This window comes from Roseibium sp. FZY0029, from assembly GCF_036350355.1.
In the GTDB taxonomy this organism is placed as follows: domain Bacteria; phylum Pseudomonadota; class Alphaproteobacteria; order Rhizobiales; family Stappiaceae; genus Roseibium.
This window is the reverse complement of record NZ_JAZDVZ010000003.1, coordinates 1-13416: the sequence shown is the minus strand read 5'-3', so window position 1 is coordinate 13416 and position 13416 is coordinate 1. Positions and strand designations below refer to the sequence as shown.

Sequence of the window (13416 nt, the reverse complement as noted above, 5' to 3'; positions counted from 1 at the left end):
AGATGCCCACAAGCGCAACCCCGCGCGGCAAGACCGCCAATCTGCTGTTTGGCGATCAGGCCGATTTTTCGACGCCTGCACCCGTCGATTACATCTCGACGCCGTTCTATTCGGAAAACCTTGGCGAGTCCGAGCCGCTGGACACCGATCCGCTGCTTGGTACCGCACGCACCAACAACCGGGACCAGACCGCACCTGCACCTGGCCTGGTGACCATGGGCGGCGATATTGTCGTGCCGATGGATGTGAACCATCTGCCGTACTGGCTGACAATGCTGTTCGGTGCGCCGGTAACAACTGGCGCGGGTCCTTACGAGCACGTCTTCACCAGCGGCGGTGAGGTGCTGCCCTACCGCACAATCGAAATCGAAAAACGTGCCGGTGCTGCGTTTTTCCAGAACATCGGCATGTTGGCGTCGGGCTTTTCCTTTGACAGCGCGCGCGCTGGCGGCTTCCGCCAGGCGACGGTCAACCTGGTCGGGCGCAACCAAGCGAAACTCGGCGCGACCGGTGGCGGGGTCCCTGCAGCGCAATTGGCCTTGAGCCAGATCCCGGCATCCAAAGGCCTTCTGCGGATCGACAGTGTTGACGCCGCGCACTTCCTCGGTGGATCGTTCAACTACCAGAACAATCCGTCGCCAGATGAAGCGTTGAACGGTACCGAGTATCTCTCCGGCTATACGCTCGATGAGGATGCAGCCTGCAGCGGATCGAAACGGGTTCGCTACATCAACGACAGCTACTACGACATCATGACTGCCGGTGACCCGGTTGCGCTGGAGCTTGAATTTGCGATTTCGGCCAATGCCAAAATCCTGTTCGCCATGCCGTCTGTCCGTTTTGAGCGCGCATCTTTCGCACCGATTTCCGGACCTGGCGGGCTGGAAGCGGAATTCAACTGGCGGGCGGAACAGACGGATAGCGCTGCCATGCTGACCGTGACTGTCACCAACCAGATCGCGGCCTACTAAGATGGCGGTACGTCTCGGTAAGACAAAACTGGTTCCGTCTGAGGTGGAGTTCCCTGACGGGATCGTACTCACGATGCGCCGGGCGACTTCCGTAGACATGGAAGAGGCGGAAGCAGAGGCGGGGCGGCTCGTGGCCGGTCTCATTGAGGGAGCTGAAGCTTTCTCCGGATTCGGTTTCGACGAAATCGACTGCGTCGGATTTTCCGATGTCGAGGAAGCGCTTGGCTTGTCTCAATTCCTGACCCTAGCGCTGGTCTTTGAACGTGTGGTTACGGCATGGACCGGCCTGATTGGTGACGATGACGGCCCCGCGCTGTTGTCGCGGCTCTATATCGGCCGGTTTCTGCTGGATCCGATTTATCGCGGGCAATTCCGCAGAGAAGCCTATGCCCGTCTCTATCTGGAGATCTCAGAGGGAAACGGGTCCGCCGCCTCGCTGAATGGATAGGGCGGGGCGGCCTGGATTACTGCGCGAATTGCAAAAAGACAGGCGCCAATTGCGGCAAGGCCTGTCCTGTCGAAAAGCACAAGCCGAATACGCGTGAGGGCAGGGCCGCCGTTAGAGTGGCGTCACAGCCCGGCGTTCAACGCATACATGCGTTTTCCGGTGAACCTGTCGGCATCGACATCACCGAGGCCAAAGCCCGGATTGTCGAAGACGCCGACCCGAAACTGCTCATGAAATGTCTGACAGAGTTTGAACGTGGCCTGTTGACGGGACGCGCGGCGGCTAAAGAGGGAGAAGAGGAAATTGGCATCTAGAACACCTCAAGTCGGCGTCCGTCTTGCCGCCCTGGATGGCAAGGTAGTCCAGCGTGAATTTCGGAAGTTCGGCAAGGAAGGTGAAGACGCGTTCCAGCGCATTCAAAAGGCGTCGGTTCCTGCCTCGCGCAGCTTAAAGGCTGTTGATGCCTCGGTGAGCGACATGAAGTCGAGCGCTGCAGGGCTGTCAGCCCGGATCGGCCCACTCGGCTCTGCTCTGTCTGCGCTCGGACCTGTTGGTCTGGCCGCATCAGTAGGCATAGGCGCTTTGACGCTCGGTCTTACGCTTGCTGCAGAACGTAGCCGGGAGGCAGTTGCCAGCATCACGGAAATTGCAAACGCCGCCCGTCGCGCTGGTCTGGATGTCCAGGACTTTCAGGAGCTTGGTTACGTTGCCGAAGTCAATCAAATCTCCATTGATGCCCTGACTGACGGGATCAAGGAACTGAACCTCCGGGCAGATGAATTTATCATCACCGGCAAGGGCTCCGGGGCAGAAGCATTTCAGCGTCTTGGTTTTAGTGCGGACGAACTTAGTCAACGACTGCAAAACCCTGCCGATCTTCTGGTGGAGATCATCAAGCGCACAGAAGACCTGGATCGGGCTGCACAGATCCGTATCGCGGACGAATTGTCTGGCGGGACAGGTGGTGAGCGTTTTGTCGAGTTGATCGACCGTGGCTCGGACTCCGTGCAGGATCTCGTCAGAGAATTCCGTGAGCTTGGTATCGGGTTCGATCAGAACCTGATCGACAAGGCAGAGGAAGCCGACCGGGAATTCCGGAAAGTCACGGCGCAAATTGACAGCAACATGACCAAGGCATTCTTGGAGTTCACTCCGATAGCGCTGGCGGCGAGTGACGCGTTGTTGAAGGTTGCGCAGGGGTTTCGTGCCGTCGTTGACGCCTTTTCCGAGATCGAGAACAAGTCCAACTATGCCCTTCAAAGCCGGGGGGCGGAGATCACGGAAGAGATCGCACGCCAGCGCGCCCGTCTGGAAGGGACACCCGGACGGCGAGAAGCTGCAAACGCAAGGAAAGAACTCGACCGTCTTTACAAGGAGGCGGCGAGAATTCAGGAGGCGTTGGATCGGAGAAGTGGTTTCAGGGAAGATTACGTCTACGAACCGCCGGCAGCCGATAAGCCGAAACTCACTGCTACCGAGGACGATCGCACCGCTGCCGAGGCCTGGCGCAAACGTATTTTGACTGCCGATGAAGAGCGAATAAAGGCCCTTGAGGAAATCGACCGGCTGGAAAAGCTCGGCCAGTTGACGGCGGAAGACGCCGGCCGGGCACGTGTCAAAGCGCAGGAAGACTACAATGCGGCAGTGAAGAAAGCGGGCAAATCCGGGCGGCAAGAGGAAGCCAAGCTCCTGCGCGAGGTGCAATCGCTGCTGAAGACCAGCGCGACGCCAGCGCAGGAACTGGAAACCCGCCTGAAGCGGATCGCCGAGCTGCAGAAGGAAGGCGTCTTCGACAAGGCAACGGGCGGAAAGGGAGAGGCGGCTGCGAATGCGGCGCGCGTCACGGCCATGCGGGAGTACCTGGGGGCGGCTGAAGACACAGCCGGAGCGCTGGAGAAGTTGCGCCAGCTGTCTCAGGACGGTATCGGCGCGGATGCGTTGGCAGCACAGATCGCGCTTGCGGAGCGGGCCGGCAAGTCCTTTGGCGAAACCATGAAGGAAGTTGGCGGAACGGTTGCCGACAGCATCACCGATGCCATTTTCGACGCCGGCGAAGAGGCAAAGGATTTCGGAGACATTATGAAGTCGCTCGCTCGCCAGTTGGCACGCGACTTCCTGAATTCCAACCTGCGCAACCTGTTCGGGCAGATTACGGGCGGTCTGGGGGGCGGTATTGGCGGCAATGGTTTGATGTCGATCATCGCCAGCCTCTTCGGTGGCGGGCGTTCCGCGTCTTCTGCTCTCATGACGGCGACAGCCGGCATCTACCACGATGGCGGTAAAATCGGTCCAGGTGGACGGACGCGACAGGTGCCGGCACCGTTGTTTGTCAATGCCGAGCGGCGTCACTCCGGCGGCTTCATCGGTCCACGTGAGCGGGCCATCATCGCGGAAGATGATGAGCGTGTCTTGACGCTCGCCATGCAGAAAAACACGGCTGACAGCTTCCGGTCGCTTGCGGCGCTCGCAAGTCGTCCGGCAGCCGCCATGCCTTCGGCTGCCGCAGTACCGATCGTGAATATCTATCCGCAAGCCGGACAGGAGGTTACGACGCAACAACGGCAGGGCTCCAACGGCGCGGCGGAACTCGATGTCATCCTCGGACCAATCGAGCGGGCGCTTGCAACCAAGGTCGCCGAAGGCGGGAAACTCTCCACGGCAATCGGCAAACGGTTCGGGCTGAACCGTGCCAACGGACTGGCGGGGTAAACCATGCCACTTCCTTCCTGGCCGGCCGGTGTGCCGGAAAGCCCGGTGCGCGGCAGCTACCGGATGCCGCAGCCGTTCAACCAGAACGACATAACCGAATTCGAAGCGGGAAACTCCCGCGACCGCCCACGCGGCACGGTGCAGTACCGGATCGTTGAACAGTCAATCCGGATGACCCAGAGCGAATTCGAAACCTTTGAGACCTTCGTCCGAGACGATCTCGCCAAGGGCTCGCTGCGCTTCACCATGAATGTCTGGAACGGCTACGCGATGGCGGCTGTGACGGTGAAGCTCTCCGGGTCCGACAAGTTCACTGTCGCGCCGAAGGGTCGGGCGCTGCTGGTTTCCATGAGGCTTGAGGTGCAGTTGTGACGACACACGAAGAAGCTATCCGCGAAGCCTATGCCTCCTGCGAGGGCGATATCATTCTGGAAACCGTCGAGCTGCGGCACCCGGCGTTTCAGAAGGGTGGCAGCCCGATTGCACTCCGGTTCGTGGCGGACGGCGCAGATCATAATCTGCTGCTTGAAGCCGACGCGGCGATGAACCCGGGGGAGGTGGTCACCTTCCTTTCCATGCCCTTCGGTCTTGATCCGCCATCCGACGAAGAAGGTTCCGTGCCGCAAGTCAAATTCTGGATCGATAACGTTTCCTCCGAAGTGCACAAGCACCTGCAACAAGCGGTCCTTATCCGCTCGCCGGTGTTTGTAACCTGGCGGGAGTACCTCGTCGGTCAGGCGGGCCCGCAACAAAGGGTCGATGGCATCGAGCTGCGCAATGTGAAGGTGACGTCCTTGCGGGCAACGGCGACAGCGCAGCCGGGCAACTGGGCGGATCGTCTCTTCGGCAAGGTCTATGACCGCGAAAGCTTCCCGACACTGTCGACATGAGCCAACTGACCGCAGATCAGATCGGCCGGCTGTCCCGCCTGATCGGTGCGCCCTACGATGCACAAAACAGAGCGCCCGGGTATCACTGCTGGGGCGCATTCTGTGCCGCACAGGAAATCCTCGGACATTGCGGCCTGCCGGACTTCGTTCCTGAAAATGTAACCCTGGCCGCCCGCGTCAAAGCGCTTCGCGATCATCCGGAGCGGACGCGTTGGCGAGAAATCGAAAAGCCCGTCATGGGCTGCGCCGTTCTGATGGGGCGGCAAGAGATCGCTACTCATGTCGGCTGCTGGCTGGATCTGAATGGCGACGCTGTTCTTCATGCGACCCCGGAAACCGGTGTCGCTTTCGAAACCCTGCAAATTTTGAGGCTAGCGTCCTGGCGATGCATCACGTTTCACCTGCCGATCTGACCCCGATCACAACGCCGCTGCCGCCCTGCACGCCCGTGCAACTGCCTGCGGTCATGGGGGCCTCGCTCGCGGAAATCGTCAAAGCACACGGGCCTGCCAGGTCTGTCGCGTTCTACGTGACGGTCAACGGAGAACCGGTGCTGCGCACGGGCTGGGACCTTGTTCCGGCCCCATCCGATATCGTCGAGGCCGTCGTCCTGCCGCGGGGCGGGGAGGACAGCAAGTCCGTGCTCGGCATCGTTGCGCTGATTGCACTCTCGGCATTTGCCCCGTGGGCAGGTGGCTTGATCGCGGGGGCACTTGGAGCAAGTTCCACCGGCATCGTCGCTGGTCTTGCCGGCGCAGCGATCCTTGCCGGTGGCGGCATCCTGATCAACACGCTGCTCGCTCCGAAACCTGCTACGACAGCGAGCACGGACTTGGCTGCATCGCCAACCTATACCGCCAATCCGTCTGGCAATCAGGCGCGCCTTTACCAGACCATCCCGGTGCAGTACGGCAAACATCTGATGGTTCTGGACTATGTGTCCGACCCCTATCAGGAGTTTTCCGGCAACGATCAATATCTGTTTCTGCTGTTCGGACGAGGCCTTGGCCGCTCCGCACCCAAGGACGTTCGGATCGGCGAGACGGTCGTGTGGACCGACAGCGAAGGCTACACCGGTGCGATCGATGACCTTGAAATCGCCTTTTATGATCCTGGCGAACAAATTGACTTGTTTCCAGTGCAAGTCGAGACCTCCTCCGAGGTCGGTGGGCAGCTTATGGATTTCGGGTCGATCATCGGTCCTTATGCAGCAGTACCGGCGGGCGAAACGGCGCAAAAGCTCGGCGTTGATATCCTGCTACCGGAAGGTCTTTATACGATCCAGAACAGCGGTGGGAAGTCGTCTGCGACTGTTCAGTTCCACTTTCTTTATCGGGAGATTGACGATCTTGGTGCACCGATCGGCACCTGGCAGACGCTTGTCAGCAAGACCTTGACGCTGACATCGCCAACGCCCCGACGTTTCACTTACTCGGCCGACGTTCCGGCTGGCCGTTACGAAGTCCGCGCAGAGCGGTTGAATGCTTGGTCTGACAGCGATCAAACCTTCGATCGTCTCGAATGGGCGGGCCTGCGCGCCTATCTCGATGGGCCGCAGAGTTTCCCGGAGCTGTCCACCATGGCAGTCAAGGTCAAGGTGAACGATCAGCTGACCCAGCAGTCAGCACAAGACTTTCGGCTGGTTCAGTGCCGTATCCTGCCGGTTTGGAACGGCTCTGCCTGGGTTGAACAGGAAACCCGTTCGATTGCCTGGGCCGCTATCGATGTCGCGCGCAATCCTCTCTACGGGGCAGGAGAAGTTGACAGCAAGATCGATTTCGCGACATTCACGGCCTATGACACGCTCTGGGATGCACGCGGCGACACATTCGACGGCATCTTCGACACGCGTCAGACCCGGTTCGACGTGATCAACACCGTCTTGGCTGCTGGCCGCGCCAGTGTCCGTTTTGCCGGCGACCAGATTTCCATGGTGCGCGACGAACAGCGATCCCTGCCTTCACAGGTGTTCAGTGATCGCAACATCGTGCGTGGATCACTGGAGGTCACCTACGATCTCCATCAGACCGACAGTGCCGATGATGTCATCGTGGAATACACGGACGCGTCGTCCTGGACGACGGAGGAAGTCCGCTGCACGATCGCGCAGTCCTCTTCCGAGGCTCCGGCCCGCGTGCGGATGATTGGCCCGACCAGCAGGAACCAAGCATGGCGTGAAGGTATCCACCTTGCCGCGGACAACTATTTCCGCAGGGAAAAGGCGACCTTCCGGACGGAGCTGGAGGGTCGTCTCGTTGCCCGCGGTGATATGATCCGCATCCAGTCCGACATGCCGCAGACCTGGGGAAAGTCTGGTGTCGTGAAGGGCTATGCTGGCCTGATGGTAACACTTGACCGCGAGCCTGAAACCGATCCGGGCAACACGTATATCCGGTTCCGCCAGAAGAACGGGGAGGAATGGGGGCCGTGCAAGATCACGTGGACGCCCGGGACAAAAGTCGCATTTCTGGACAGCGACGACTACAACGCCGTCGAAATAGTCTTCGGGGCGCTGGGGCCGCATCTGGAAGACAATGGCGGCGAAGCGCCTGTCTATCTTCTTGGAGAAGGGGTGGACTTTACCTTTAACGGCATCGTGCTCGGCATGGTTCCAGAAGGAAAGCGCGTCCGGCTGGAAGTGGTTAGGGACAATGCTTCAGTCTATGTCGCTGACGGCGGCTTGACGGTTCCCGACTATCCGGCTGGGTCTCAGCTTCCGTCATCCAGCGGCACGCCGAGTATACTTAGTCTGGTATCTTCCCGCCAAATCAGCGTCACGGAAAGTTTTCTGAGCGTTGCTCTGCGCAGTACCGGCAACGCCGACTCGTTTGCGATTGAAATTTCCTATGATGGAAAAACCTGGACGCCAGTCTATTCAGGGTCTTTGCCGATCGCCACGTTTCCTGTGTTGCGAGACGCGCTTACGGTCCGTGCTCAGGCGATCGGCACGCAGCCCAGCGAGTGGGTTTCGCTTGCCGTTGCCGCCGCAGCGGATGTGATCCGGCTTCCCTCAGGGTCCATCAAGACCGGAGAAATCGGCAACGGTGTTATCACCGCTGAAACGATCGCGGATCTTGCTATTACGGCTCAGAAAGTCGCACAGAACGCGATTACCGTCTCCAAAATTGCTGACGGAGCTGTGATTGCGACGAAAATTGCTTCTGCCGCGATCACGGCAGACAAGCTGGTTAACGAGGCTGTCACCTCGGCGAAGCTGGCAAACAATTCGGTACTCGAAGCCAAACTGGCCACCAATGCCGTCACACAGGCGAAAATCGCCGATGGTGCTGTGATCGCCGCCAAGATAGCTGCGAACGCAATTTCTTCAGACAAGCTGGTCAATGATGCTGTTACCGCAGCGAAACTTGCTGATAACTCGGTAACAGCAGCCAAGATCCTTGCCGGGGCAGTTGGGGCGGATCAGGTTGCGGCAAATGCGATCGCAGCAAAACATCTGGTTGTTGCGGACTTTTCGAACATGATCCCCGACAACGCCTTTGCCGATCTGGAGGGAAGCTGGAGTGTCAACGGGCCAGGGGAAACAGGCTGGAGCTTTGTTACCAGTTCGTCGGGCTCCAATGGTCGCGCCTTGAGGTTCCAGGGTGACTTCGGAACAACTTCCGGCTCTATCACGGTCGCCACGATTGCCACTGACTTCATTCCCGTCGAGTACGGACAGGACTATGCGGTTGGTTGTCAGATGCTGCCGATCGGGCCGATCACCGGCCGGATGTGGATGTATCTGCAATGGGTGGATTTTTCTGACAACCCCTTGCCTGGCAGCACGTCTTTCGAAGTCGAAATGGGCAACGAGACAAACCAGGTCTTTGATGCCATCGCAACCGCGCCACCGCTTGCGGTGAAATGCTACATTTGGTTTCGGCGAGCAGCTGACGCGGTTGATGGAACGGTGACTGGCACGGTTGCCATTCGCAACGTCTATCTGCGCCGCGCGGCGGCCGGAAAGCTGATCGTCGATGGGGCAATCACCGCCACCAAAATAGCTGCCCAGGCCGTTACAGCGGGCAAGATCGCCGCAGGGGCTGTGACCGCAACGGAAATCGCGGCAGGCACCATCACAGCGACACAACTCGCAAGCAGTTCTGTGACGACTGCGAAGTTAGCTGCCGGGGCAGTTGGGGCGGATCAGATTGCGGCAAATGCGATCGCAGCAAAACATCTGGTTGTTGCGGACTTTTCGAACATGATCCCCGACAACGCCTTTGCCGATCTGGAGGGAAGCTGGAGTGTCAACGGGCCAGGGGAAACAGGCTGGAGCTTTGTTACCAGTTCGTCGGGCTCCAATGGTCGCGCCTTGAGGTTCCAGGGTGACTTCGGAACAACTTCCGGCTCTATCACGGTCGCCACGATTGCCACTGACTTCATTCCCGTCGAGTACGGACAGGACTATGCGGTTGGTTGTCAGATGCTGCCGATCGGACCGATCACCGGCCGGATGTGGATGTATCTGCAGTGGGTCGATTTCTCTGACAACCCCTTGTCGGGCAGCACGTATTTCGAAGTCGAAATGGGCAACGAGACGAACCAGGTCTTTGATACCATCGCAACCGCTCCGCCGCTTGCGGCGAAATGCTACATTTGGTTTCGGCGAGCAGCTGACGCGGTTGATGGAACGGTGACTGGCACGGTTGCCATTCGCAACGTCTATCTGCGCCGCGCGGCGGCTGGAAAGCTGATCGTCGATGGGGCAATCACCGCCACCAAAATAGCTGCACAGGCCGTTACGGCAGGCAAGATCGCCGCAGGCGCTGTGACAGCAACGGAAATCGCGGCAGGTACAATCACAGCCGACAAACTAAGCGTTTCCAGTCTTTCTGCTCTGACGGCCAATCTTGGAATAGTCACCGCCGGCAAGCTGCAGAGGGCGGACGGCACAATGGTCATCGACCTGGACAACAAGAGGATCGTGATCCAATGACGTTTGTAGCGGACGGCAACAAGAACATCGTGGCCATCTATACCGGTTCTGAAAGCGCAAGTGTTGAGGACAACCCGCTCAATCATATGAACCGGGTCATTTTTCATTCCGATCTTCCGTACGTTGAAGCCGTGCAGAAAGTTACCGGTGAGGTTGCGCTTCCCGGACCGCAAAACAATTCGTTGTGGGGCTATTACTCCCAGGTCAATCTGTTCGCGCACGGCCTTGGCTATACGCCGATGATCATTCCGCTAGCGCATAATGTCTATGATATCGACGGAGGTTTCTGGCCGGCCATTCCGGCAAATCTGTCGTTTCCCAACTGGCGGACAAGCCCGCGCAATTACTTTAATCCGCCTGCCGCACAGACCAATGGACAGGTCGGCTATACGAATATCTGTGTCAACGGCACTCACGTTGTCGCGACCACAATGTGGCACAACTCGGCCGGCAGCATCCTGGCTTTCAATCTGAAGTACACGGTTTATGTCACGAACGTTGCCCTGTCCGGAACGGTAAATCCACCCAGTAATCCGGACCTGATCCGGATGGATGAGGATGAGGTGACGATTGCCGGCAAGTTCTCGTCCCTTGATACCCATTTCGCTGCAGGCGGGGCAGGGGCGGCGGTGCATTTCCCAGGTGGTGGGCTGACGCTTGCCAATGAAGGCATCGGGCTGCGTGCGATGGCAATCACCTTCAATGGCGCAAATTTCCGGGGCTGTCCCAACGGTACCAAAGGGCCAATCTATCATAGTGCTGTTTCCGGTGAGGTTAATGGCATCGGAACCGGCTCCGTCACAGCAAAGACATCCAGTTCATGAGCTTTGATTATCAGAACGGCCGGCTAGTCATCGGTGGCTTCGATACGGACATCGGTATGATGCTCTCCTTCGGGGCCTACACCGGCAGCTTGACCTTCCCATCGCGATCAACCGGGTCAAGCACCGGGGCATGGAATTTGACCACGACTGTCGCAACTGGATTGGATGCACGCGCAACCTTCGCAAGTGGTATGGGGTACCTGTCTGCCTCTGGGTATTTCACCGGTGCGTGGTTCTCTTTCGGCGGTTCCGCCCTGATCGTTTGGCAGGAAAGCGGACCTGGGGGCTTCTCTGCCAAGTATCAGGTCTACAGCGCAGTCAGCGGCGGCAACCTGATCGTCGGCGGCAGGCAGTTCATTTCCAACTATTCGACGGTTAAATCTGCGACGTTTCACTTCAGGATACTTCCGCTTGGATTTGCGAGCGCAACCTGACGGCGGATTTCATCTGATCGCAAGACTGGACCCATGTGGGTCCTTTTTCATTTGAAAGGGCAGCACTTTGAAAATCGACAATCTCTATGAACTCCTGCGGGCCAGCGTCGAAGACGCTTATGAAACAGGTCTCATTGATAGAACCTTTCCCATATGGGCTGTTGCCGGTGCCTGGAGCCTTTCCCGAGGCCAAATCGCAGGGTTGACACTACGTTGGCATGCGATGGCAGCGTTGATGACAAAGCAGCTCGGATTTCCTCACTATGATGATGTATTGGAACAACTTTTGCCCGCGGAGCGTGAACTTGTCGAAAGCGCAGATCCGGAAACCGATGAGTGGCCTGTAATCCTCACTTCACCACTCGAGTTGACTCTGGACGAGGCAAAAGCCCGGGCGGTTCGGGCGGTCGACCGAATGGCGGAAACAACGCGTGCCTCCGTCGCTTCTTCCTATCCCGGAAAGATCGGCACCTATACCTTGAAACGGGAAGCCGCGCTTGCTGCGGCTGGCGGCGATGCTGAGGCTGAAGCGCTGTTTGCGGCCGAAGCGGCAGCGCGCGGCACGACTGCAGCGGATCTCGCCGCTCTTGTCGAAGTCAAGGCATCTGCTTGGCAATCGGCCGCATTCGCGATTGATACTGCGTCCATCGTTGCCAAGAATGCGATCGAGGCAGCCGAAGACACGGACCGCGTCAGCGCCGCAGTGTACGAACTCAGTATAGCCCTTGCGGCTGCTGTCGCCGAAACCAAGTAATCCCCCCAAAGGACTGCCATTATGAGCGACACCCGTATCAATGCGGCGCTGGCCGAACTGACCCGCCAGAACACCGAATTGCGCGATCAATGCGTGCAGAAGGCTGCTGACATCGCAGAGCTGCAGGAACGTATAGGAATCCTGACAGAAACAGGAACTCAGCTACAGCATGAATTGGACGCGGCCCGGTTGATTGTTGAGGATGAAGATCTGACACTTCAGTCTGCTGAATAGCGTCCGAGCACGAGTTTCTGGACACTGACTGGCTGCGCATGATCCGCCACACGCCCGACTTTGACGTCACAAGGAAAGTCAACAATTGGTCAACGCGGGCAAAGATTGACCCAGGCGCTGTCGCGCAGTTCGGCATGACGGACGGAAAATTCATCATCGGCTTGGTGGAAACCAGGTTATTGTCGCTTATCTTGGTCGGCTCGCTCGCCGTCCTAACCGTCCAGCACAAAGACTTCGGTCCGGAGAGATCCCTGCGCAAGAAGATGATGGTCCCGATCGGGGCCTATGGGGGGATTGCGACCAGTTAACTTGACGAGTGGTTCAGTGGGGAGAACCTCGGAAAGGTAATGTTGTCTACACCTTGGCCTTTCCAATCGCTACTTGGCCTAGCGACCCCATGAAGGTGCTGAGGAAACGTGGCCCGCTACTGCACATTTGTCGCGAAAGTTGATCCAAGGCGCAAAAACGTGAACCTATAAAATGATATGTAAGTATGTTTGACCTAATTGTTTGTATTTTGCTAAGAACGAATTAATTCAATTTAGAGGTGTATAATGTCGGGCATTTTTGATGAGACACAAAACTTCTGGGTTCCACAAGAATATGGATACGAATTAGTACATCCTTGGATCGTTGCAGCATTTTCTTCTGCCCCAAATGGCAATGGCGGACATGACACGTCAATTACGGCGGAGACCTATGCGGAAACGCTCGTTTTCAATGTCAGTTCGGACAGTATTCGTTTGAATAACGATGGTGCTGGCAATCTGTTAATAACAATCGGGGCTGACACCTTCGATCTACCGGACTTCGAAGACGGCCGCGAGATCTCCGGTATCGGGGCATTCAGCGCCGACCTTCTCTCCCAAATCGGCCAAGACGGCAACGAAGCGGTTCTGACTGTGGGGTTGGGAAGTACCCTTGCAGCGATCACGGGCGCAGAGGAAATTGTTTTTTCACAATCTCCGTTAGCGCGTACGTACTTTCTGAATTCAATCACCTATGCGAACGGGACAACCGAAAGTGTGCGCAACGGCGTACGAATTACGGGAACCGATGCGAATGATCTACTGCGTGGATTCGATACCAACGATTTCAATGGATCAACATACAACGACACGCTTGAGGGGCGGGGTGGTGACGATAGTCTTTATGGTAATGCTGGCAATGATGTTTTGAATGGCGGTGCTGGCGCTGACGACATGCGGGGCGG

General features: G+C 57.9%; 14 protein-coding genes. All 14 read left to right on the top strand.

Features of this window, described 5'->3' with window-relative positions:
* The first annotated feature begins 2 nt into the window (after nt 1-2).
* Nucleotides 3-971 (top strand): phage tail tube protein, encoded by a 969-nt coding sequence (locus V1T76_RS08565; protein WP_330560246.1) that lies wholly within the window; start codon nt 3-5, stop codon nt 969-971.
* A gap of 1 nt (nt 972) precedes the next feature.
* Nucleotides 973-1419: a hypothetical protein gene (locus tag V1T76_RS08560; RefSeq protein ID WP_330560245.1), complete on the top strand. Its 447-nt coding sequence runs from the start codon at nt 973-975 to the stop codon at nt 1417-1419.
* A 116-nt stretch (nt 1420-1535) separates the two neighbouring features.
* Complete coding sequence (locus V1T76_RS08555; protein WP_330560244.1) at nt 1536-1733, top strand: hypothetical protein; 198 nt, start codon at nt 1536-1538, stop codon at nt 1731-1733.
* Nucleotides 1723-4128, top strand: coding sequence for a hypothetical protein (locus V1T76_RS08550; protein ID WP_330560243.1), 2406 nt, complete (start codon nt 1723-1725; stop codon nt 4126-4128). Before V1T76_RS08555 ends, V1T76_RS08550 begins: the two co-directional genes overlap by 11 nt.
* Before the next feature lie 3 nt (nt 4129-4131).
* Nucleotides 4132-4500 carry a hypothetical protein gene (locus V1T76_RS08545; protein WP_330560242.1) on the top strand — a complete coding sequence of 123 codons (369 nt, stop codon included), beginning with the start codon at nt 4132-4134 and terminating at the stop codon, nt 4498-4500.
* A complete protein-coding gene (locus V1T76_RS08540) occupies nt 4497-5018 on the top strand; it encodes a DUF1833 family protein (RefSeq protein WP_330560241.1) in 522 nt (173 codons plus the stop codon). The genes V1T76_RS08545 and V1T76_RS08540 overlap by 4 nt, the downstream gene beginning before the upstream one ends.
* The gene (locus V1T76_RS08535; RefSeq protein ID WP_330560240.1) at nt 5015-5431 is read left to right on the top strand and encodes a hypothetical protein; all 417 of its coding nucleotides are present in this window, start codon (nt 5015-5017) and stop codon (nt 5429-5431) included. The genes V1T76_RS08540 and V1T76_RS08535 overlap by 4 nt, the downstream gene beginning before the upstream one ends.
* Nucleotides 5404-9957 carry a host specificity factor TipJ family phage tail protein gene (locus V1T76_RS08530; protein WP_330560239.1) on the top strand — a complete coding sequence of 1518 codons (4554 nt, stop codon included), beginning with the start codon at nt 5404-5406 and terminating at the stop codon, nt 9955-9957. Before V1T76_RS08535 ends, V1T76_RS08530 begins: the two co-directional genes overlap by 28 nt.
* Nucleotides 9954-10781 (top strand): hypothetical protein, encoded by an 828-nt coding sequence (locus V1T76_RS08525; RefSeq protein ID WP_330560238.1) that lies wholly within the window; start codon nt 9954-9956, stop codon nt 10779-10781. The genes V1T76_RS08530 and V1T76_RS08525 overlap by 4 nt, the downstream gene beginning before the upstream one ends.
* The gene (locus V1T76_RS08520) at nt 10778-11215 is read left to right on the top strand and encodes a hypothetical protein (RefSeq protein WP_330560237.1); all 438 of its coding nucleotides are present in this window, start codon (nt 10778-10780) and stop codon (nt 11213-11215) included. The genes V1T76_RS08525 and V1T76_RS08520 overlap by 4 nt, the downstream gene beginning before the upstream one ends.
* 274 nt (nt 11216-11489) lie before the next feature.
* Nucleotides 11490-11969, top strand: coding sequence for a hypothetical protein (locus V1T76_RS08515; RefSeq protein WP_330560236.1), 480 nt, complete (start codon nt 11490-11492; stop codon nt 11967-11969).
* A gap of 21 nt (nt 11970-11990) precedes the next feature.
* Entirely contained in the window at nt 11991-12203 is a 213-nt protein-coding gene (locus tag V1T76_RS08510) for a hypothetical protein (RefSeq protein WP_330560235.1), read from the top strand.
* A gap of 38 nt (nt 12204-12241) precedes the next feature.
* Entirely contained in the window at nt 12242-12511 is a 270-nt protein-coding gene (locus V1T76_RS08505; RefSeq protein ID WP_330560234.1) for a hypothetical protein, read from the top strand.
* Nucleotides 12512-12757: 246 nt separating this feature from the next.
* Nucleotides 12758-13416: calcium-binding protein (locus V1T76_RS08500; protein ID WP_442970099.1), on the top strand; the 659-nt coding region annotated here is incomplete at its 3' end.